Here is a 20814-nt window from a genome sequence, read left to right on the forward strand (position 1 = left end):
GTTCCACCGGGACGATGGACCCCGACATGACCGCGACTGCCACCTCAAATGCTGCCGGCTCCGCCGCCTGGGCGGACACGCTGCTGCTGTCGTTCGCGCAGGCGGGCTATGTCAGGGCCGAGCCCGCGATCCTGCAGCCGGCCGAACCGTTCCTGGATCTCTCCGGCGAGGACATCCGCAAGAGCCTGTACCTGACCACGGACCTCTCCGGCGAGGAGCTGTGCCTGCGCCCGGACCTGACCATTCCGGTGGCCCGCGACTACCTCAGCTCTGGCCGTGCCGGCCAGCCGGCCGGGTTCAGTTATCTCGGCCCGGTGTTTCGCTACCGCAACGGCCAGAGCAACGAATTCCTGCAGGCCGGCATCGAATCGTTCGGCCGCCAGGACCGCGCCGCGGCCGATGCCGAGATGCTGGCGCTGGCGCTGGAGGCGACCGCCGCCTTCGGCGTCCGCGACGTCGAGATCCGCACCGGCGACGTAGCGCTGTTCAACGCGCTGCTCGACGCGCTCAACCTCTATCCGGTCTGGCGCCGCCGCCTGGTCAAGGATTTCAACCGCAAGATCAGCCTGGAGCAGGATCTGGAGCGGCTGGCAGCCGCGACGACCGCGACCCGCAGCGAATATGAGGGCGTGCTCGCGGCGCTCGCCGGCTCCGACCGCAAGGCGGCACTCGCTTTCGTCACCGATCTGATGTCGATCGCCGGCACCACCAATGTCGGCGGCCGCAGCACGGCCGAGATTGCCGACCGCTTCCTCGAGCAGTCGACACTGAAGGGCGGTGCGCTGCCGCGCGAGGCCATCGCCGTGCTCAAGCGTTTCCTGTCGATATCGGGTAACCCCGATGACGCCGTCGCCGAGCTGCGCGCGCTCACCAATGACGCGAAGCTCGACCTCAGTGCTGCGGTCGACCAGTTCGAAAGCCGGGTCGGCTTCATGGCCGCGCGCGGCATCGATGTGAAGGGAACGCGCTTTTCGACCGCGTTCGGACGCGGGCTCGACTACTACACCGGCTTCGAATTCGAGCTGCATCACCGCGGCAACGGGGCCGAGCCGCTGGTTGCCGGCGGCCGCTATGACGGGCTGATGACCCAGCTTGGATCGGCCGAGCCGATCCCTGCGGTCGGTTTCTCGGTCTGGGTGGATGCGCTGACCCGGATCGGCCGCAAGGTGGGAGCTTAAGTCATGAGCGCGCCATTCGTTCTGGCCGTTCCCTCCAAGGGCCGCCTGCAGGAAAACACCGAGGCCTTCTTCGCCCGCGCCGGGCTCAAGCTGTCGAAGGCGGGCGGTGCCCGTGACTATCGCGGCACGCTCGCGGGCCTCGACAATGTCGAGGTCGCCTATCTCTCGGCGAGTGAGATCGCCTCGCAGTTGTCCCGCGGCTCGGCGCATCTCGGCGTCACCGGGGAGGATCTGGTGCGCGAGACCATCGCGGACGCCAACAAGCGCGTCTCCCTGATCGAAGGCCTCGGCTTCGGCTATGCCGACGTCGTCGTCGCGGTGCCGCAGGCGTGGATCGACGTGCGCACCATGGCCGACCTCGACGACGTCACCACCGGCTTCCGCGAGCAGCATCACATGCGGATGCGGGTCGCGACCAAGTTCATCAACCTCACCCGCGCCTTCTTCCAGAGCCAAGGCATCACCGATTACCGCATCGTCGAAAGCACGGGCGCGACCGAAGGCGCACCTGCCGCCGGCAGCGCCGAGTTGATCGTCGACATCACCACGACCGGCGCGACGCTCGCTGCCAACGGATTGCGGGTGCTCGACGACGGCGTGATCCTGCGCAGCCAGGCCAATCTGGTCGCCTCAAGGGACGCCGATTGGTCGCCGCAGGCGCGGGAGACCGCGCGAGTCATCCTCGATCACATCGCGGCGCGGGCGCGGGCCAACAAATACCGCGAAGTCCGCACCCGCTTCCGCCAGTGCGACGCGGCCATGCTCACCGAGGCCCACGAGCGCTTCGGCGTCGAAGCGCCGTTCGGCGGACCGACCTCGTCGGGCATGCTCACGCTGCACTGCCCGCCGGGCCAGCTCTATGCACTCGCGAGCTTCCTGCGCGGGCATGGCGCCGAGACCGTCTCGGTGGTTTCGCTGGATTACGTGTTCGACCGGGAGAACCCGCTGTTCGCCAGGCTCGAGGCGTTCCTGCGGCAGTGAGCCCAAAGTTTGTTGAGCAATTCCGTTCAGCGTAGCGACAGCAAACGGCAGCTACCATATGCTGTCGGGATGACCTTGCAAGAAAACCTGATCGCCTCTGGAACCTTGATCCATGACGCTGGGCTCTGACGTTTCCGGCATGACGACCACCGCGGCCAGCGCCGCCGCGAAGGGACTGTCGATTGTCGTCCCGCTCTACAACGAAGCGGCGGGTCTCGCCGCCCTGCACCAGCGCATCTGCGATCTCGCAAAGACCTTGCGGCAGCGCTATCGCCTGGCTTGCGAGATCGTTTATGTCGACGACGGCAGCGCGGACGCGACACTGTCGATCGCCCGCGCACTGCCGGCCGACGCGGTCGACGTCCAGGTGGTGTCGTTGTCGCGCAATTTCGGCAAGGAGGCCGCGCTGATGGCCGGCCTCGACCATGCCCGGCTCGGCGCGGTGCTGTTCATGGACGGCGACGGCCAGCATCCGCCGTCGCTGGTCGAGCGACTGGTGCGGCACTGGATCGAGGACGGCTACGACGTCGTCTATACCGCCAAGGCGCATCGCGATAACGAGCCGTTCCTGCGGCGGCTCGCCGGACGCGGCTTCTATGCGCTGATCAATTGGGGCGCGCGCCAGAAGATTCCGGAAGACGCTGGCGATTTCCGCCTGCTGTCGCCGCGCGCGGTCGCAGCACTGAGGCAGCTGCCCGAGCGCAACCGCTTCTTCAAGGGCCTCGCGAGCTGGATCGGCTTCCGCCAGATCCGCGTTGATTACGAACCGGCGCCGCGCACCCATGGCGTGACAACCTTCAGCGCCGCGCGCCTGCTTGGTCTTTCGATCGAAGGCGTCACCTCGTTCTCGGTGGCGCCGCTGCGCTTCGCCAGCCTGCTCGGCGTGATCCTCGCCGGCGGAGCGTTCCTGTTCGGTCTGTCGATCCTCTGGGAGGTCCTGACCACCGGCAAGCAGGTGCCCGGCTATCCCTCACTCGTGATCGGCCTGATGACGATCGGCGGCGTGCAGCTCATCATGATCGGCATCGTCGGCGAATATATCGGCAAGATCCTTTCCGAGCTGAAGGCGCGCCCGATCTACTTCGTCGCCGAGCACAGTGAAAAGCATTTCGAGACCGACAAGGCCCAGGATGCTTCAAGCCTGGACGCCTCGAAGAGGACGGCGGCCGAATGAGCGCGGCCGCGCCGCCACGGCGGATCTGGCTCTGCGCCGACGATTACGGCATCAGCCCGGGCGTCAATCGCGCCATCCGCGACCTGATCGAACGCGGCCGTCTCAACGCGACGTCGGTAATGATGGTGGGACCTGCGGTCGAGCGCAGCGAGATCGAGGCGCTCCAGGCGGCGGCGCAAGCGAGCCCGCGCTGCGCGATCGGATTGCACGTGACATTGTCGGCACCGTTCCGGCCGCTCACCATGCATTTCCGCCCGCTCGACGGCGACATGTTTCTCCCGTTTCCGAAGCTGCTCCGCGCCGGTCTTGCGCGAAGGCTCGACCGCGAGTTCTTTCGCAACGAGGTCAAGGCGCAGCTGGCAGCCTTCGCGAAAGCGTTCGGGCGCGCGCCTGACTTCGTCGACGGTCATCAGCATGTGCAGCTCTACCCGCAGGTGCGCGACGGATTTGTCGACGCAGTCGCCGAAGCCGCGCCAAAAGCCTGGGTGCGCCAGGGCGGCCGCGACCTGCCCCTGATGCAGCGGCTGGCCTCGCCGAAAGCCATGGTGCTGGATATCCTCAGCGCGCAATTCCGCCGCCGTGCCGGCAGCGCGGGCCTCAGCTTCAATCCCGGTTTCGCCGGCGCCTATGATTTCACGCAAGCGGCCGATTTCGGCGCGCTGATGCGGCATTTCCTGGAAGGCCTGCCGGATGGCGGCCTCATCATGTGTCATCCCGGCTTCGTCGACGACATCCTCACCGGGCTCGACCCGATGACGGATGTCCGCGAACGCGAGCACGCCTATCTCGCCGGCGATGCCTTCGCGCGCCTGCTGACGGACAGCGGCGTCACGCTGGGGTGAACCGGTGGAAGTTTGCGAGAAAGCCGCCCGCGAGGCAGCTTGTCGCATACCGAAATTTAATCCTGCCGGCACTGTTGGGGCCACAATGGAACCCTACATCTGCCTCGCGCTTGTTTTGCGCAAGGGAGACTGACCATGACGCCGCAGGAACGCCAGCTCGTCGACGAGCTTTTCGATCGGCTTTCGAAACTGGAAAATGCACCGCGCGATCCCGACGCGATCGCCGCAATCTCCGACGGCCTGCGCAAGGCCCCCGGCGCTGTCTATGCGCTGGTTCAGACCACGCTGTTGCAGGACGAGGCGCTGAAGCGCGCCCACAACCGCATCCAGGAGTTGGAGGCGGGGCAGGCGCCCGAGCAGGCGCAGTCCGGCGGTTTCCTGGACACCATGCGCGACACGCTGTTCGGCGGGGGTCCATCGCGCGGCTCGGTTCCGAACGTACCGCCGCGTGACTCGCGGCCGGTCTGGAACAGCGGCCAGGCGATGCAGCAGCCTCAGCCCGGTTACGGCCAGCCGCCTTATGGGCAGGCATACGGTCAGGGTCCAAATCAGGGTCCAGGCCAGGGCTATGGCGCGCCGCCGGTCGGCGGTGGCGGCTCGTTCCTCGGCACGGCGGCGGCAGCCGCGGCCGGCGTCGTCGGCGGCTCGCTGCTGCTGTCCAGCATCCGCGGCATGATGGGCGGACCGCACCAGCAGGCTTTTGGCGACACCAATGCCCTGGGCGACCGCAGCGCTGGTGGAGGCCCCTGGAGCGGCGGCGACCAGTCCGGCGGATCGCTCGCGCGCGATGCCGGCCTCGACGACATCGGCTCGAACCGCGACCGCGGCGATGCGTCCCGCCAGGGCTTCGCCGACCACGCATCGAACGACGACCAGAATTACAACGATCAGAACGACAATGACGACAATGTCGACCTCGCCGACGACAGCGATTTCGGCGGCGGAGACGATGGCGGCAGCGATTACGCCTGACGCTTCTTACCCGGTGCTCCAAACGAGAACGGCCGCCGATGAGGCGGCCGTTTTTGGTTCCGAGCACTATGCGCCTACATCACGACGACCTTGGTGCCGACGTTGACGCGGCCATAGAGATCGATGACGTCTTCGTTGCGCATGCGGATGCAGCCCGAGGAGACGTTGGTGCCGATGGTCCAGGGCTCGTTCGAACCGTGGATACGATAAAGCGTCGAGCCGAGATACATCGCGCGCGCACCGAGCGGATTTTCCGGGCCGCCTTCCATATGCCTCGGCAGGTCGGGACGGCGCGCGATCATTTCCGCCGGCGGCGTCCAGGCAGGCCATTCGCGCTTGGCCGTGATCGACTTCACGCCGGACCAGGTGAAGCCGGGACGCCCGACGCCGATGCCGTAGCGCATCGCACGACCGCTGCCCTCGACCAGATAGAGGAACTTGTTCGGCGTATCGACCACGATCGTGCCGGCGCTTTCGTTGCCGCTATAGTCAACGAGTTGTTTCTCGAATCTCGGATCGAACTGACGCTGCCGCGGATCGACCGCCTCCTGCTGGAGACCTGCGCCCTGTGTCTGCGGCTCGCCCATCGGCGGCAGGCGACGCTGGTCATAATAACCAGGCTGCTGTTGGTACACCGGCTGCTGCGGAGCGTAGGCCGGACCGCGGCCGGGCCCGTCGCCGAAGATGAACTCGATGAAGCCGCCGCCCATGTTCGAATTGGAGGCGACACGCACCGGCGCAGGCGGCACCTGCGGCTGGTACAGCACCGCGGGCGGATCGTTCGGCACGCTATTGTCGAAGGCGCTGGCGCTGTTGACGCCGGCAATGAAGGTGCAAGCGCTGCCAAGCAGCGCAACAGACATTTTCTTGAACATCGACGTACTCTGTACTGTTTCGTCTAGATCACATGCGTCGTGGCGAGGTGATGGCTGATCCGCACCCGCGACGTGGTCAATAAAGAGCAAAAGCCGTTTTGTTTGGTAAACGGAAACGCCATTTCGATTCACCACGTCGTCGGCAGCGGTGCAATTTGGCGATCAGCGTTTATTTTCGATGAACGCCGCGCACGCATGGTTAATCGCCCGTTTGCAAGCCGTCGCGCACAACCGCACGACAGTTCCGGCTGTGAACTTCGTGTTAAATCGCTTCTGCCTACAAAGACGCGTGAGTGAGGTGGGGGGAGTTCTTGATGGCTATTCACCGCAAACGTTTTCGTGTCGAAGAGGCTATTGTCGGCGAGATGCCAAGCCCCGAAATGATTGAGGAGGCTGCGCCGATGCATAGCGAGATCATGGCCGAGTTGCGTGCGATCCGTGCACAGATGGCGAAGGGCACCGTGCCCTTGTCCGGCAGCGCCGCCATGGCGGCGATCGACGCCTCCACCGCCCATGAGCTCTCCGAAGCCCGTACCATGCTCGATACTTACCGGGCGCAGATCGAGCAGTGCGAGAAGCTGAAGGTCGAGCTCGACCTCATCCACGACGCCATCGACCGCACCAAGCGCGAGATCGCGACACTGCATGGCAAGAGCTTCGACGGCGGCGAAATGGCCAAGGTCAATGGCGAGCTCGGCGCGGTCGTCGGCGGCACCGAACAGGCGACCCAGCAGATCCTCGAAGCCGCCGAGTCGATCGACCAGGCGGCCAGCGCGATGGCCAAGGTGCAATCGGCCGATCAGCAGAAGCGGCTCGCCGACGATATCCAGGAACGCGTCATCTCGATCTTCGAAGCCTGCAACTTCCAGGACCTGACCGGCCAGCGCATCAGCAAGGTCATGAGCACGATGAAGTTCATCGAGCAGCACATCAATTCCATGATGGAAATCTGGGGCGGTGTCGACGCGATCAAGTCCCACGTCGTGCCGCAGGTCGACACCCGCAGCGACGACGACAAGCTTCTCAACGGCCCGAAGCTCGCCGGCGACGTCGGCCACGCCTCGCAGGACGACATCGACGCGCTGTTCGACTGAGCGGACGCGACGCTACGGAAAACAAAACGCCGGCGAGAGCCGGCGTTTTTTTCGTGAGAGCATTCCCTCCGCTGTCATCGCCCGGCTTGACCGGGCGATCCAGTATTCCGAGTCGATAGCGATTGAACCGAGGGGCCGCGGCGTACTGGATGCCCCGCCTTCGCGGGGCATGACGGAAGAGAGAACCTCACGCCCTCGGCGCGCAGCGGACGTAGACCATGTTGCCGTAGCGGGTGGCGGCGTCCTTGTCGATGAAGCGGGTGATGAGGACGCGACCGTCGAAGGAGACGATCTCGCGGTCCTGCTCGCCGGGCGTCGGACCCGCCGGCCCGATATAATTCTTGCCGCTGGGCGACCCCTTCAGCCGCAGCTCCTGCGGTGTTGCCTGGTCCGCCAGATGCATGATCACGCCGCCGGAGGAGCCGGCGGTGATCACGTAAGGATTTTTGCATTGGGCCCGGGCGGCAGCCTCGGTGCGGGCGCGGTCGGCCGGGTTCTGGAACGAGGCGAGGCCCCAGCGCCCAACGATCTCGTCGGCGCGGATCGACGCGGGCATTTCCGGACCGGTGCCGGGCTCGGCCTCGGGGGGCGGTGAGGACGAAGAAAAGGACGGCAGGCTCATGCCGCCGCCGCAGGCGCCAAGCAGCAGCGCCAGGCAAGAAGCCGCCGCCAGATTGGCGACCGTGCGCGCGTGAGCTGAACTGATCATGGCATTCCCCCGGACAAAACCATGGCCGCACCCCTTCCGCAGCCAAGCGCAAAACCGCTGCCGGAGCAATGACGTCCTTTAATACGCCGGCGCCCCGAACAAGTTTCCAATGTCACCATCCTATATCCGTCTCACCAATCGCTTAACCACCTTTGCTTGACAGGATCGCGGCCAAGCCATATTCCCGGACGCACCATTAGCACTCTGAAAGATGGATTGCTAACGCGCGCCGATCGATCCTCGGGAAGGGTGGACGGAAGCGCCGCCCGCCCACTTTCACTCCTTCCGAAGCGAGCCTCCAAAGGGAAACGTCATGACTAAATCCAAATTTCGTCCGCTGCATGACCGTGTCGTGGTCAAACGTATCGACGCCGAGTCAAAGACCAAGGGCGGCATCATCATTCCGGACACGGCCAAGGAAAAGCCGTCCCAGGGCGAAGTCGTCGCCGTCGGCCCCGGTGGCCGCGACGAGGCCGGCAAGCTGATCCCGATCGACCTCAAGGTCGGCGACCGTGTGCTGTTTGGCAAGTGGTCGGGCACCGAGGTCAAGATCGACAACGATGAGCTCCTGATCATGAAGGAGTCGGACATCATGGGTGTGATGGCCTAAGGCCAGACGCCTGAACGGCCGCTGAATGCATGCCCGGGTCACTCGATCCGGGCATGCATCATTCCGCCGGGTTCGATCGCAGATCCCGGAATGAGGCGACCCAATAAACAAGACACATCACGAAAATAGAAGAGGAATTGCAGACCATGGCTGCCAAAGACGTCAAGTTTTCCGGAGACGCGCGCGATCGCATGCTGCGCGGCGTCGACATTCTCGCCAACGCCGTCAAGGTGACGCTCGGCCCGAAGGGCCGCAACGTGCTCATCGAGAAGTCGTTCGGCGCGCCCCGTATCACCAAGGACGGCGTCACCGTCGCCAAGGAGATCGAGCTCGAGGACAAGTTCGAGAACATGGGCGCCCAGATGGTGCGTGAGGTCGCCTCCAAGACCAACGACCTCGCCGGCGACGGCACCACGACCGCGACCGTGCTGGCCCAGTCCATCGTGCGCGAAGGCGCCAAGTCGGTTGCCGCCGGCATGAACCCGATGGACCTCAAGCGCGGCATCGACATCGCGGTCGCGGCCGTCGTCAAGGACATCGAGAAGCGCGCCAAGCCGGTCGCCGCCTCCTCCGAGGTCGCCCAGGTCGGCACCATCTCGGCCAACGGCGATGCCGCCATCGGCAAAATGATCGCGCAGGCGATGCAGAAGGTCGGCAACGAGGGCGTCATCACCGTCGAGGAGAACAAGTCGCTCGACACCGAGGTGGACATCGTCGAGGGCATGAAGTTCGACCGCGGCTATCTCAGCCCCTACTTCGTGACCAACCCCGAGAAGATGACCGCCGAGCTCGAGGACGCCTACATCCTCCTGCACGAGAAGAAGCTGTCCGGCCTGCAGGCCATGCTGCCGGTGCTTGAAGCCGTGGTGCAGTCGGGCAAGCCGCTCGTCATCATCGCCGAGGACGTCGAGGGCGAGGCGCTGGCCACCCTGGTCGTCAACCGCCTCCGTGGCGGCCTGAAGGTCGCCGCCGTCAAGGCGCCGGGCTTCGGCGACCGCCGCAAGGCCATGCTCGAGGACCTCGCGATCCTCACCGGCGGCCAGCTGATCTCCGAAGACCTCGGCATGAAGCTCGAGAACGTCACGGTGAAGATGCTTGGGCGCGCGGGCAAGGTGGTGATCGACAAGGAGAACACCACAATCGTCAAGGGCGCCGGCAAGAAGCCGGAGATCGAGGCCCGCGTCGGCCAGATCAAGGCCCAGATCGAGGAGACCACCTCGGATTACGACCGTGAGAAGCTCCAGGAGCGTCTCGCCAAGCTCGCAGGCGGCGTCGCGGTGATCCGCGTCGGCGGCGCCACCGAGATCGAGGTCAAGGAGAAGAAGGACCGCGTCGAGGATGCGCTCAACGCCACCCGCGCCGCGGTGCAGGAAGGCATCGTCCCCGGCGGCGGCGTCGCGTTGCTCCGCGCCAAGAAGGCGGTCGGCCGTCTGACCAATGCCAATGCCGACGTCCAGGCCGGCATCAACATCGTGCTGAAGGCGCTGGAAGCCCCGATCCGCCAGATCTCCGAGAACGCGGGCGTGGAAGGCTCGATCGTCGTCGGCAAGATCCTGGAGAACAAGTCCGAGACCTTCGGCTTCGACGCCCAGACCGAGGAGTATGTCGACATGGTCGAGAAGGGCATCATCGACCCCGCCAAGGTGGTGCGCACCGCGCTCCAGGACGCCGCCTCGATCGCCGGCCTGCTGGTGACCACCGAGGCCATGGTTGCGGAGTCGCCGAAGAAGGACGCCGCGCCCGGCATGCCGGGCGGTGGCGGTATGGGCGGCTTCTAAAGCCGTCCGTTCCATTGCAGTGTTGCGAAGGCCGCCTCCGGGCGGCCTTCTTTTTTGGCAATCGTGCCCCGTGCTTTCCAATTCAACCGGCGGCCAAAACCCACTACGGTGACGCCCGATTCGAATTGTTTGGGCATGATCTGATCGGAAAACCGCTTCACATTTTTCCGGATCATGCCCCATTGCCTCAGGGATTTCCTCGATGCGCGCGCTTGTGTTTTGCTCCACGGCCGTTCTGGCGGCTCTGCTTGCAGTTTCGCCTGAGGTCGCATCCGCCCAGATGAAGCTGTCGCCGAAGGCCACGGCGCCCGGCGGCGTCGAGACGCGCTATTTCACCTCGATCGACGGGCTGATGGACGGCAATGCCGACGTGATCCTGAAGGAGACACGCCAGGGCAAGACCGTCACCGCAGCCGTGCTCGACGTCTGTTATCCCGTCGCGAAGAATTCCGACCGCAAGGACCGCTTCGTCGTCAATCTCCAGGTCGCCGGCCAGAACCTGACGGGTACGACGCAGAGCCTCGGCGCGAAGGCGCCGGTCACCGTCAAACTGCTGCGCAAACAGGCCGGAGACACGTTCGAATTCCGCGGCCAGATCAGCATCGGCCAGGCCGTGACCGAGGTCACCTCACCCGACAATTCCGATCTCAGCGAGAAGGAATTCCTCGACAACCAGACCTCCGACGACGGCATCACGCCGCAGCCGAAGGATTTCACCGACGTCTCGCCGGAAGCGATCGCGGTCAAGGTCAAGCTGGATGCCGCGACCGAGTTCCTGAAGAGCCTGAAGGGCCAGGACGTCGAGGTGACGCTGGCGAGCCTCACCGTCGGCTGCGACGCGCTGCGCGCGGGCGAGCAGACCATCAACATGTCGGTCGATCCGGAGCGCGCCAGCGCGCTGCTGGCAAAATTCAAGGCGACGCCCGGCGTCACCGCCGCGGGCTGGACCGCGGGCATGACCGAGATGGACCGCACCATCCGCATTGCCGCCGCCGATTGGCGCGAGGGCGACAAGATCAACCGCGACAAGCTCGCGGCCGCGGTGGCCGGCGTGCTGAGCAGGACGCTGGCGGCAAAGCCGGTCTCACAAGGCTTCAACCCGGCGACCGGCAAGCTCAAGCTGGTGTTCAAGCGGCCGAACCAGGATTTTCCCGCGCTCGAGCTCACCGACACGATCGAGGTCGCGGGCCTCGTCTCGCCCGACAAGCCCGGCACGACCGACAAGCTCATGCTCTGGGTCGGGAGTCCCGCGATCACGACCACTGACGAGAGCAGCGGCGCCAAGCTCAATCTCTCGGACGAAGCGACCGCCGACGAGGAAGGCGATCAGCCCGACGACAACGGTTCGGTCGAGGCGCTCGCCAAGGAGCTGAAAGGCCAGCGCTGGGACGCCGACAAGTCGGTGTGGAAGTAGCCCGCTGAACTATCGTGCCCCGGACGCAGTGCAGCACGTCAGTGATGCGCTGATGAGCCGGGGCCCAGAAGCCGCGCACGAGATCGACGATAGATAACTGGGTCCCGGCTCTGCGCAGCAACGTTGCACGCTGCAGCGCGTCCGGGACGCGAGAGATCTAATTCCCGTTGACGCGGAAGCGCAGCGGCTTGGGGCCGACGAGCGTGAGCACGTCGCCCTGGCGCTTCCAAGTCTCGACGCTGCCCAGCGCTGCAACGAGATCGTCGTCGGCCTGGGCCCGCGCCGGCGGGCAGGAGCGGTCCTGGATCTGGCCGGGCACGAAGATCACGGTGTTGCCGGCGACCGAGAACTGGCCCTGGCCACCCTTGCACCAGAGCTCCAGCACGACCTCGCCATTGTCGCCGATCTCGATGTTTGGAATCCGCTTCGAGCCCGGCTGCGGCAGCGCCTCCAGCGTCATCTCGGTGCCGAACGGAAAACCGTCCTCCGCACGCGCGAGCGTGGACATCGCCAGCATTGCAACCGCCGCGCACACCGTCTGCCTGAACGAAACCATGAGACCTCTCGACCGACCTGATTTGCGGCACCTTCTATAAGACGGCGGCGCCGTTGAGAAGGTTCGCCCATGCACGACGCAAAAATCCCCGCGAGGACCAACCTCGCGGGGATTTGCGTCGAAGGCGGGCGTGGCCTGCTACTTCAGCACCATCGCCGTGAACGGCCAGACATAGGCCTGCAACGTCACGAACACGCCGACCAACGAGGCCAGCACGATCGAGTGCCAGAACACGAAGCGCAGGATCGTGCCCTCATGGCCGTACCAGTTGGTCGCGGTCGAGGCGACCACGATCGACTGCGCGTCGATCATCTTGCCCATTACGCCGCCGGACGAGTTCGCCGCAGCCATCAGGATCGGCGACAGGCCGAGTTGCTCCGAGGTGATCTTCTGCAGGTTGCCGAACAGCACGTTGGAGGCAGTGTCCGATCCCGTCAGGGCCACGCCCAACCAGCCGAGCAGCGTGCCGAAGAAGGGATAGAGCACGCCGGTTGCGGCGAAGGCGAGGCCGAGCGTCGCGTCGACGCCGGAGAGCCGCGTCAGCGTACCGATCGCGAGCATCGCCGAGATCGTGATCAGCGAGATCGCGCACAGCCGGATGGTACGCCCGTATTCCGTCAAGAGCCGGCCAGGACCGACGCCCATCAGGAAGCCTGAGATGATCGCCGCAATCAGCATGCCCGTGCCGGTGAAAGAGAGATAGGTGAAGCCGAACACCGCGCTCTCTTTCGTCGGCCCTGGCGCGACCGGCGGCATCTTGTTGATCATCTGATGCAGCTCGGGAACGGGATAGTTCCAGGTGAAGATCGAATTCGCCCAGGTCTTGAATCCACCATTGCCCCAGATCAGCATCACGATACAGACGATGATCCACGGCAGCAGCGCGCTGAACAGCTCGCTCTGCGTCAGCGGCGTCTTGTCCATCGGTTTTGCCGCAGCCATGGTGGCGGCCGATTCATCGCGGCCGCGCAGCGCGGGGGACAGCCAGAGCTGCCTCGGCTGCCAGACCTTCAGGAACAGGATCAGCGCGCCCATCGAGATCAGCGATGCGCCGATGTCGACGATCCAGGGATTGATGAAGTTCGAGATTAAGAATTGCGGGACCGCGAACGACACGCCGGTGACCAGGATCGCCGGCCAGACATCCTTCATGCCCTTCCAGCCCGCGAACGCCCACACCACCCAGAACGGCACGATCAGCGAGAAGAACGGCAATTGCCGGCCGACCATCGCGCCGAGGATATAGGGATCAAGCCCGGTGACCGAGGCCAGGCCCTGGATCGGTGTGCCCAGCGCGCCATAGGCGACCGGCGCGGTGTTGGCGATCAGCGACAGGCCGCTTGCTGCAAGCGGCGAGAAGCCGAGGCCGATCAGGACGGCGCCCGTGATCGCGACCGGCGTGCCGAAGCCCGAGGCACCCTCGAAGAACGCGCCGAACGAAAACGCGATCAGCAGCAATTGCAGCCGCCGGTCCTCGGTGACGCCGCCGACCGCGCGCTTGAGCAATTCGAAGCGTCCGGTGCTCACCGTCACCTGGTAGAGGAAGATGACGTTGAGAACGATCCAGCCGATCGGGAAAAAGCCTGTCACGATGCCCAGCACCGAGGCGCGGATCGACATGTTCGCCGGCATGGTGAAGACGAAGATCGTGATCAAATTGGCCACGATCACGGCGACGACCGCCGCGATATGAGCCTGGACGCGGCCGCTCGCGATCAGGACCAGCAATGTGACGACAGGGACTGCCGCCGCGATCGTCGACAGCACGGGGCTGTGCAACGGGTCATAAACTTGATTCCACATGATCTTCCTCCCCCACGCATGTGTGCTGCAGGCCGCCCGCGTGGACAGCCGATCCTGCTTGACGCTGAAGCGATAACCCCCGAGCCGGACGCGAATTCCTCGCGAATGCAGCGGTTCCCGTCCGCTCACAAGCTCGCGAAATCCCGGAGGCCCCCACCCCGCGCCGATGAGCCCCATGCTAGGGTTGCAAGCTGCGACAAGCCAACGCAAATTGCAGGACTCGCGACTTTAGTCTAAGCGCGCCGATTTCCGCCGTCGTCCCAGGTCTTTGGCCCGGGCAGTTGTGCACATCCCCTCAGGAGACAGAGCTCTGTGAAGAACATCAGCGCCACGCTCGCGATCGTCTGGCGAATCGCCGCCCCGTATTTCCGGTCGGAGGACAAATGGGCCGGCCGCGGCCTGCTCGCCGCGGTCATCGCAATGGAGCTGGCGCTGGTCGCGATCGACGTCCTGGTCAACCAATGGCAGAACCGGTTCTACAGCTCGCTGCAGGCAAGCGACTGGGATAGCTTCGTCAGGGAGATCTGGATCTTCATCGGCCTCGCCTCCGCCTTCATCGCGCTGGCGGTCTACAAGCTGTACCTGAACCAGTGGCTGCAGATCCGCTGGCGGCAATGGCTGACCCGGCACTATCTGGGCGAATGGCTGCAGGGCGCCACCCACTACCGCATGCAGCTCAAGGGCGATGCGGCCGACAACCCGGACCAGCGCATCACCGAGGACGTCAAGAACTTCGTCGAGCAGACCCTGACCATCGGGCTCGGCCTGCTCTCGTCGATCGTGACGCTGTTCTCCTTCGTGATCATCCTCTGGGGGCTTTCCAACGCCGCGCCGTTGCACCTGTTCGGCGCCGACCTCATGATCCCCGGATATCTCTGCTGGGGCGCGTTGGTCTACGCGATCTTCGGCACGGCGCTGACGCACTGGATCGGTGCCCCGCTGGTCAATCTCAATTTCGAGCAGCAGCGCTTCGAGGCCGACTTCCGCTTCAACCTCGTCCGCGTCCGCGAGAATTCCGAGCAGATCGCGCTGCTCAAGGGCGAAGGCGCCGAGCGCGGCCGCCTGCTGGATCGCTTCGGCTTCGTGATCGGCAATTGGTACGCCATTATGAGCCGTACCAAGCGCCTCACCGCGTTCACCGCGAGCTATCAGCAGGCCGCCGTGATCTTTCCCTACGTGCTGGTGGCGCCGGCCTTCTTCGCCAAGAAGATCCAGCTTGGCGACATGATGCAAACCGCTTCCGCCTTCTCGAGCGTACAGGGCGCATTGTCGTTCTTCGTCACGGCGTACCGATCGCTGGCGGAATGGCGCTCGATCGTCGCCCGCCTCGACGGCTTCGAGATGTCGGTCGATGCGGCCGCGCACCTGCCGCCGCACGAGCCTGCGATTGCCCTCAAGGCCGCCGGCGGCAATCGCAATATCGCCCTCGAACAGCTCTGCGTGAACCTGCCGAGCGGCACGCCGCTGGTCGCCGCCGACGCCTTCTCCGTCCAGACGCCGGAGCGCGTGCTGGTGACCGGACCGTCCGGCTCCGGCAAGTCGACGCTGTTCCGGGCCATCGCCGGCATCTGGCCGTTCGGCACCGGCACCATCTTCGTCCCGGAAAAGGCGAAGCTGATGATGCTGCCCCAGCGCCCCTATTTCCCGGTCGGCGTGCTGCGCGACGCGGTGGTCTATCCGGCCGCGCCGGGCGCGTTCGAAACCTCACGCGTCAGGGATGCGCTGATCGCGGTCGGATTGCCTGACCTGGCCGAGCGTCTTGAGGAGGACGGTCATTGGAACCGGATGCTGTCGCTCGGCGAGCAGCAGCGGCTCGGGCTCGCCCGCGCGCTCCTGCATGCGCCGGACTATCTGTTTCTGGACGAGGCCACGGCCTCGCTGGACGAGCCGTCCGAGGCCCGCCTGTACCGGCTGCTGGCGGAGAAGCTGCCACAGGCCACCCTCGTCTCGATCGGCCACCGCTCGACGCTGGAAGCCTTCCATACCCGCAAGGTGACGATGGTGAAGCACGGCGCGATCCACGTCCTCGGTGACGGTGGTGTGCCGGTCGAGAAGGAGCCGAGCGCGGCACGCTGAGACGGCTCGACCAAGCCCTGAGGCTATCGCCCTTCGTTGCGGCCATCCTTCGAGACGCCCGCCCTTGGCGGGCCCTCAGGATGAGGTCTGTCCTCGCGGTGAAAACCGTGCCCCCTCATGGTGAGGAGCCCGCCGGAAGGCGGACGTCTCGAACCATGCAGGCCCTCAGCCTGCGCCCCAAAAGTCCCAAAGCAAAAGGGCGGCAGGTTGCCCTGCCGCCCTCATCAAGTCGCTTCGGGAAGAAGCTTACTTCAGGTTGCTCATCGCCGTCAGGTCGAACGACAGCTTGGCAATGCCGGCCGCGCCGCACCAGTTGGATCCAGCGCCGCCCGGATTGATCGCGGTGACGTTGGTGGTGCCGGTGGCGTTGAAGGCGCTGGTGAAGGCGTTGCAATCACCCTTGTTCAGGTCGGTGTCGGAGTAACGCAGGTCCAGCGTGAACACCTTGTAGGTGAAGCCGATGCCGATGTTCCAGGTGTTGTAGTCCTTGTAGGGGATACCGTTGGCGAAAACGGTGCCGACGCCGGTGCCGTAGAAGGCGTCCGAAGTTCCGAACCACTGCCGGCCGAACTCACCCGACACGTACATGCCCATGCCGGAGGGACCGAAGGCCGTGCTGGGCGCCGTGTATTTGGCGGTCAACGAAGCGTAGTTGCCCCAAGCACCCGAGTTCAGGAAGTTCGGCGAGTAGTACTCGGTCGCGCCGACCGTGAAGCTGTCGTTGATGGTGTAGTTCACCTTGCCGTAGACTTCGACGAAGCTGACGTCCTTCTTCATGACGTTGCCGTCGGCGAGGAAGATCGTGGTCGTGCTGACGCCGCAGACGTTGCCGCCGGGAATGCCGCCGGTGAGCACGTTGTCGGCGCAGCTGCCGCCCGGATACAGGTAGCCCCAGACACCGATGTCGAACGCGAAGGCGCCGAAGGTCGGGCGGATACCGCCGTAGATGTCGACTTCAGCAGCGGCGCGATTGGCGAAGGAGATGCTCTCGGCGGACACGCCGACGTAGAGCTGGAGGTCCTTGTTGACGTTGTAGCGCGGCTCGAAATAGGCCGCGACCGACGCTTTGTGGTTCGACTGCGTGACGCCGCGGAAGATGTAGTCGCTCATGATGGCGCCGCCGAAGGCGATATCCCAGGGATCGAACGCAACCACCGGGGCCTTCTTAGCCTTCACCGCCATGTCTGCCGCGAAAGCCGAGCCCGTCACCATTGCCAGCGCCGTTGCCAACAAAGCCACTTTTTTCATTTCGATCCCCATCACCAGTTCTATGACCCCAGCCGGATCCCGGAAGCCCCCGGAACGCACGACCTGATTGCAAATTTCGTAACTGCGGCAATCTGGATGGAGTGGCGCAAACCGAGAAGCAAAAAACGCGGGCATCTGCCGACTTTTTGGGCGTTCTGACGATTCCACGGCAGGTTGTCAGCCTGTGTGTCTTCTCGAACACATTATTTGCAATCCAAAGTGCACTGGGAGGCCCGGGTTAGTACGGGTCCTGCGGCACCGTGCTGCCCGCGCCACGAATCAGGTTGCTTCCGGACAAGACCATCCTCCGCGCGCCGTCGCGCGATGCAAAAAGGCCGCAGCATCACCGCTGCGGCCTTCCTGTTGTCGATCATGGTCGTCGGATTGGACCCAGCCCTTTGGCCTAACCTTGGGCCTGAACCTTGGGCCTGAACCTTGGGCCTAACCTTGTCCTTCGGCCGGCGTCGAGTCCGCAGAAGACGAAGGCATCGCCCAGCTTGTCTCGACGGCGGGCTCAGGAGCCGGAGCTGCCGGCGTTGACGGCTTCGGCGCGGGAGCTGCCTTCGCCTTCTTCGGCGCCGCTTTCTTCGCAGCCTTCTTGGCGGCCTTCTTGGGCGCAGCCTGCTTAGCGGCCTTCTTGGCCGCCTTCTTCGGCGCGGCCTTCTTCGCAGATTTCTTTGTAGCCTTCTTGGCAGACTTCTTCGCCGACTTCTTGGCTGCCTTCTTTGCGGTCTTCTTCGCCGCTACTGCCTTCTTGGCCTTTTTGGCCTTCTTGCTTTTTTTCTTCTTCGCTTTCGCCATCGTGGTCCTCCTGTTGCCGCCGAACAATGGTCGATCGGGTGTCTTCAGCCGTCACCTCCGGACGAAAGCTCAGCCCTCGAAAGCTCGGTCTTCGAAAGCTCAGTCTTGCGCGTTCAATGCCGGCCGCGACCCGCCCGTAGCCCAATCGAGAAGCTCAATCGTGTGTACGACCGGAACTGACGTGCCACTGGCAATCTGCACCATGCAGCCGATATTGCCTGTGGCAATCATGTCCGGCTTGACGCTCGCGATGTTGGCGACCTTGCGATCACGCAACCGGCCCGCAAGCTCGGGCTGGAGAATGTTGTAAGTCCCCGCCGAACCGCAACACAAATGGCTCTCGGGCACATCTTTCACCACGAATCCGTTATTGGAAAGCAATTCTTTCGGAAGGCCCGTGATTTTCTGCCCGTGCTGCAACGAACACGCCGAGTGATAGGCGACGACGATGTTGTCCTGTCGCGCCGTGGCCGCGAGTCCAAGGCCGGCGACATATTCAGTGATGTCCTTGGCGAGCGCAGAGACCTTCGCCGCATCGGCGGCAAGCGCAGCGTCCTCGCGCAGAAGGTAGCCGTAGTCCTTGATCACGGTGCCGCAACCGGACGCGGTCACCAGGATGGCGTCGAGCCCCTCGCCGGCCGCTTCCGCGCGCCACGCCGCGACATTGGCGCGAGCCCGCGCCAATGCGTCCTGGTCGTTGCCGAGGTGATGGGTCAGCGCGCCGCAGCACTGCTCGTCCCTGACCAGGACGACCTCGATGCCGTGGCGCGTGAGGAGACTGATGGCAGCCTGGTTGATGCGCGGCGCCAGCACCTGCTGGGCACAGCCCTGGAGCAGCGCGACCCGGCCGCGCTTCTTGCCGAGAGCCGCGAACACACTGCCGGCGGCGGGCCCCGGCGGCGGCAGCCGGCTCGGCGCCAGCGCCAACATCGCCTTCAGGCGCAGGATCAGGCCGGGCGTCGCCGACGGCCGGGGCGTCGGCAGGAACGCGGCCAGCGGGCGGGCCAGCCGCGCCAGCACCATGCTGGCGCGGAAACGCTGCGGGTCCGGCAGGACGAAGGCCAGCACCCGGCGCAGCAGCCGCTCGGCCAGCGGCCGCTCGTAACGCTGCTCGATCCTGACCCGGGCCTGATCGACCAGATGCATGTAATTCACCCCCGAGGGGCAGGTCGTCATGCAAGCCAAGCACGACAGGCAGCGGTCGACATGTTTGACCACTTCGGCGGTCGGCGTCTGGTCCTTCTCCAGCATCTCCTTGATCAGATAGATGCGGCCGCGCGGGCTATCGAGCTCGTCGCCAAGCAGCACATAGGTCGGGCAGGTTGCGGTGCAGAAGCCGCAATGGACGCAGGCGCGCAGGATCTTGTCGGCTTCCGCGATGTCGGGATCGGCGAGCTGCGCGAGTGAGAATTCGGTCTTCATGCCGCAACGCCCCGCAACAGCCGGCCCCGGTTGAGGATGGTCTTCGGATCGAAGCTGGCGCGGACCCGCTCGCTCAAGGCGGCAAGGCCAGGGCATTGGGGGTGGAATACATCGATCGTGCGCCTGATGTCCTCGGCCGCCCGGATCAGCGTAGCGTGCCCGCCGGCCGCATTTGCACGTTCGCGCACGGCCGCGGCATGCGCGTCCGGCTTCGGTGGCAACGCCGCCCAGATCAGTCCACCACCCCAATCGTAGATCAATTCGCCGCCGGTCTCGCGCGCCAGCAGCGTCCCGAGCGCCGCGCCCGACGCCGGCGGACAGACGATCCGCCAGACCGGCCACGCCCCCAGCGCGCCGTCAGCCGCGAACGGCAGGACGTCGCGGATCGTGGTCCACAGCGCCGCTGACACCGTGTCCTCGACGAGAGTTGCGGTTCCGAACGGCGCCAGCAATTCGCGCAGCGAGCCGGCACGGTGAGCGGCCGAGGCGGTAATGCCCTCGAGCCGCAGCACGGTCAGCGCCTCGCTTTGGCCTGCGATATCGCCGAGACCTTCGATCTTGGTCCGGAACGCCGATGTCGGCAGATGCGCGGCCCCGGAGACGTCGAAGGGCGAGCCGAGCGCCGCCGTCATCGCCTTGTTCGCGGCGGCATCGTCGAGCCCGCGCAGCAACAGCGTCCGCTCCGCCTCCGGCTTCGGCATCACCTTCAGCGTGACCTCGGTCATGATCGACAGCGTGCCCCAGGAACCCGCGAGAAGCTTACAGAGGTCGTAGCCAGTGACGTTCTTCACCACCTTGCCGCCGGTCTTGAAGCTGTCGCCGAAACCGGAGACAGCCTGCGCCCCAAGCAGATGGTCGCGCGCCCCGCCCGCCTTGATCCGGCGCGGACCGGCCAGGCCAGCCGCGATCATGCCGCCGATGGTGCCGAGCGCGGGCGTGCCGAGCAGCGGCGCGGTGTTCATCGGCTCGAAGGCGAATTGCTGGTTCTTGGCATCGATCAGCGACAGCACGTCGGCCAGCGGCGCCCCGGCCTGGAGCGTGACAATGAGTTCGTTGGGCTCATAGGCGGTGATGGCATTCAGCGCGGAGACGTCGAGCACGGCGTTGGTCGCCATCGCATGACCGATGGCACGCTTGGAGCCATGGCCGATGATCTCGAGCGGCTGCTCATTGGCAATCGCCGCGCGCACCACCTCTTCGACGTCTTTGGCGTCTCGTACCTTGAGCGTATCCACGCCTGTAGCGGGTACCGAAGTTTGCAGCGAAAATCAAATTTGGCGC

Annotated in this window: 19 protein-coding genes; 10 read left to right on the forward strand and 9 right to left on the reverse strand. The window is 65.1% G+C overall.

Going from position 1 to position 20814, the window contains the following annotated elements:
* Positions 1-26 precede the first annotated feature (26 nt).
* From ABIB80_RS25220 to ABIB80_RS25240, 5 genes are all read left to right on the forward strand, one after another.
* Complete coding sequence (locus tag ABIB80_RS25220) at positions 27-1178, forward strand: ATP phosphoribosyltransferase regulatory subunit (RefSeq protein ID WP_007596942.1); 1152 nt, start codon at positions 27-29, stop codon at positions 1176-1178.
* 3 nt (positions 1179-1181) lie between these two features.
* Positions 1182-2159 (forward strand): ATP phosphoribosyltransferase, encoded by a 978-nt coding sequence (gene hisG / locus ABIB80_RS25225; RefSeq protein WP_007596944.1) that lies wholly within the window; start codon positions 1182-1184, stop codon positions 2157-2159.
* Positions 2160-2271: 112 nt separating this feature from the next.
* A complete protein-coding gene (locus ABIB80_RS25230; RefSeq protein WP_007596946.1) occupies positions 2272-3333 on the forward strand; it encodes a glycosyltransferase family 2 protein in 1062 nt (353 codons plus the stop codon).
* Entirely contained in the window at positions 3330-4175 is an 846-nt protein-coding gene (locus tag ABIB80_RS25235) for a ChbG/HpnK family deacetylase (protein WP_007596948.1), read from the forward strand. Before ABIB80_RS25230 ends, ABIB80_RS25235 begins: the two co-directional genes overlap by 4 nt.
* Before the next feature lie 135 nt (positions 4176-4310).
* The gene (locus ABIB80_RS25240; protein ID WP_007596950.1) at positions 4311-5147 is read left to right on the forward strand and encodes a DUF2076 domain-containing protein; all 837 of its coding nucleotides are present in this window, start codon (positions 4311-4313) and stop codon (positions 5145-5147) included.
* A 74-nt stretch (positions 5148-5221) separates the two neighbouring features.
* Here ABIB80_RS25240 and ABIB80_RS25245 read toward each other — a convergent pair whose 3' ends face one another.
* The gene (locus tag ABIB80_RS25245) at positions 5222-6022 is read right to left on the reverse strand and encodes a L,D-transpeptidase (protein ID WP_007596951.1); all 801 of its coding nucleotides are present in this window, start codon (positions 6020-6022) and stop codon (positions 5222-5224) included.
* A 314-nt stretch (positions 6023-6336) separates the two neighbouring features.
* On the opposite strand from ABIB80_RS25245, the gene ABIB80_RS25250 reads away from it, so the two are divergent.
* Entirely contained in the window at positions 6337-7116 is a 780-nt protein-coding gene (locus tag ABIB80_RS25250) for a protein phosphatase CheZ (RefSeq protein WP_007596952.1), read from the forward strand.
* A 187-nt stretch (positions 7117-7303) separates the two neighbouring features.
* Here the strand turns inward: ABIB80_RS25250 and ABIB80_RS25255 are convergent, their stop codons facing one another.
* Positions 7304-7825, reverse strand: coding sequence for a hypothetical protein (locus ABIB80_RS25255; RefSeq protein WP_007596953.1), 522 nt, complete (start codon positions 7823-7825; stop codon positions 7304-7306).
* 313 nt (positions 7826-8138) lie between these two features.
* Here ABIB80_RS25255 and ABIB80_RS25260 point away from each other — a divergent pair, with 313 nt between their 5' ends.
* Positions 8139-8435: a co-chaperone GroES gene (locus ABIB80_RS25260; protein WP_007596954.1), complete on the forward strand. Its 297-nt coding sequence runs from the start codon at positions 8139-8141 to the stop codon at positions 8433-8435.
* Positions 8436-8581: 146 nt separating this feature from the next.
* Positions 8582-10213 carry a chaperonin GroEL gene (gene groL / locus ABIB80_RS25265; RefSeq protein WP_007596955.1) on the forward strand — a complete coding sequence of 544 codons (1632 nt, stop codon included), beginning with the start codon at positions 8582-8584 and terminating at the stop codon, positions 10211-10213.
* Here groL and ABIB80_RS25270 read toward each other — a convergent pair.
* Complete coding sequence (locus tag ABIB80_RS25270) at positions 10210-10389, reverse strand: hypothetical protein (protein ID WP_035993636.1); 180 nt, start codon at positions 10387-10389, stop codon at positions 10210-10212. The genes groL and ABIB80_RS25270 overlap by 4 nt on opposite strands.
* A gap of 26 nt (positions 10390-10415) precedes the next feature.
* On the opposite strand from ABIB80_RS25270, the gene ABIB80_RS25275 reads away from it, so the two are divergent.
* Positions 10416-11627, forward strand: a complete 1212-nt coding sequence (locus tag ABIB80_RS25275) for a hypothetical protein (RefSeq protein ID WP_007596956.1) — start codon at positions 10416-10418, stop codon at positions 11625-11627.
* Positions 11628-11784: 157 nt separating this feature from the next.
* Here the strand turns inward: ABIB80_RS25275 and ABIB80_RS25280 are convergent, their stop codons facing one another.
* The gene (locus ABIB80_RS25280) at positions 11785-12183 is read right to left on the reverse strand and encodes an META domain-containing protein (protein ID WP_007596957.1); all 399 of its coding nucleotides are present in this window, start codon (positions 12181-12183) and stop codon (positions 11785-11787) included.
* 138 nt (positions 12184-12321) lie between these two features.
* The gene (locus ABIB80_RS25285) at positions 12322-13986 is read right to left on the reverse strand and encodes an L-lactate permease (protein WP_007596960.1); all 1665 of its coding nucleotides are present in this window, start codon (positions 13984-13986) and stop codon (positions 12322-12324) included.
* Between the two features lie 312 nt (positions 13987-14298).
* Here ABIB80_RS25285 and ABIB80_RS25290 point away from each other — a divergent pair, with 312 nt between their 5' ends.
* Complete coding sequence (locus ABIB80_RS25290; RefSeq protein WP_007596961.1) at positions 14299-16062, forward strand: ABC transporter ATP-binding protein/permease; 1764 nt, start codon at positions 14299-14301, stop codon at positions 16060-16062.
* Between the two features lie 246 nt (positions 16063-16308).
* On the opposite strand, the gene ABIB80_RS25295 is transcribed toward ABIB80_RS25290, so the two are convergent.
* The 4 genes from ABIB80_RS25295 to ABIB80_RS25310 form a co-directional block, all read right to left on the reverse strand.
* Complete coding sequence (locus ABIB80_RS25295) at positions 16309-17310, reverse strand: TorF family putative porin (protein WP_007596962.1); 1002 nt, start codon at positions 17308-17310, stop codon at positions 16309-16311.
* Positions 17311-17751: 441 nt separating this feature from the next.
* Positions 17752-18111, reverse strand: a complete 360-nt coding sequence (locus tag ABIB80_RS25300) for a histone (RefSeq protein WP_354128664.1) — start codon at positions 18109-18111, stop codon at positions 17752-17754.
* 99 nt (positions 18112-18210) lie between these two features.
* Positions 18211-19533: a glycolate oxidase subunit GlcF gene (gene glcF, locus ABIB80_RS25305; protein ID WP_354128665.1), complete on the reverse strand. Its 1323-nt coding sequence runs from the start codon at positions 19531-19533 to the stop codon at positions 18211-18213.
* Positions 19530-20768: an FAD-binding protein gene (locus tag ABIB80_RS25310; RefSeq protein ID WP_007596964.1), complete on the reverse strand. Its 1239-nt coding sequence runs from the start codon at positions 20766-20768 to the stop codon at positions 19530-19532. Before ABIB80_RS25310 ends, glcF begins: the two co-directional genes overlap by 4 nt.
* Positions 20769-20814 lie beyond the last annotated feature (46 nt).

The sequence above is a fragment of the Bradyrhizobium sp. i1.15.2 genome (genome assembly GCF_040548425.1).
In the GTDB taxonomy this organism is placed as follows: Bacteria; Pseudomonadota; Alphaproteobacteria; order Rhizobiales; family Xanthobacteraceae; genus Bradyrhizobium; species Bradyrhizobium canariense.

Coding starts and splice junctions, on each gene's coding strand:
- glcF (WP_354128665.1), bottom strand. CDS start 19,533: ATGAAGACCGAATTCTCACTCGCGCAGCTCGCCGATCCCGACATCGCG.
- ABIB80_RS25250 (WP_007596952.1), top strand. CDS start 6,337: ATGGCTATTCACCGCAAACGTTTTCGTGTCGAAGAGGCTATTGTCGGC.
- groL (WP_007596955.1), top strand. CDS start 8,582: ATGGCTGCCAAAGACGTCAAGTTTTCCGGAGACGCGCGCGATCGCATG.
- ABIB80_RS25300 (WP_354128664.1), bottom strand. CDS start 18,111: ATGGCGAAAGCGAAGAAGAAAAAAAGCAAGAAGGCCAAAAAGGCCAAG.
- ABIB80_RS25285 (WP_007596960.1), bottom strand. CDS start 13,986: ATGTGGAATCAAGTTTATGACCCGTTGCACAGCCCCGTGCTGTCGACG.
- ABIB80_RS25270 (WP_035993636.1), bottom strand. CDS start 10,389: ATGATCCGGAAAAATGTGAAGCGGTTTTCCGATCAGATCATGCCCAAA.
- ABIB80_RS25260 (WP_007596954.1), top strand. CDS start 8,139: ATGACTAAATCCAAATTTCGTCCGCTGCATGACCGTGTCGTGGTCAAA.
- ABIB80_RS25275 (WP_007596956.1), top strand. CDS start 10,416: ATGCGCGCGCTTGTGTTTTGCTCCACGGCCGTTCTGGCGGCTCTGCTT.
- ABIB80_RS25255 (WP_007596953.1), bottom strand. CDS start 7,825: ATGATCAGTTCAGCTCACGCGCGCACGGTCGCCAATCTGGCGGCGGCT.
- ABIB80_RS25230 (WP_007596946.1), top strand. CDS start 2,272: ATGACGCTGGGCTCTGACGTTTCCGGCATGACGACCACCGCGGCCAGC.
- ABIB80_RS25245 (WP_007596951.1), bottom strand. CDS start 6,022: ATGTTCAAGAAAATGTCTGTTGCGCTGCTTGGCAGCGCTTGCACCTTC.
- ABIB80_RS25280 (WP_007596957.1), bottom strand. CDS start 12,183: ATGGTTTCGTTCAGGCAGACGGTGTGCGCGGCGGTTGCAATGCTGGCG.
- hisG (WP_007596944.1), top strand. CDS start 1,182: ATGAGCGCGCCATTCGTTCTGGCCGTTCCCTCCAAGGGCCGCCTGCAG.
- ABIB80_RS25295 (WP_007596962.1), bottom strand. CDS start 17,310: ATGAAAAAAGTGGCTTTGTTGGCAACGGCGCTGGCAATGGTGACGGGC.
- ABIB80_RS25240 (WP_007596950.1), top strand. CDS start 4,311: ATGACGCCGCAGGAACGCCAGCTCGTCGACGAGCTTTTCGATCGGCTT.
- ABIB80_RS25235 (WP_007596948.1), top strand. CDS start 3,330: ATGAGCGCGGCCGCGCCGCCACGGCGGATCTGGCTCTGCGCCGACGAT.
- ABIB80_RS25220 (WP_007596942.1), top strand. CDS start 27: ATGACCGCGACTGCCACCTCAAATGCTGCCGGCTCCGCCGCCTGGGCG.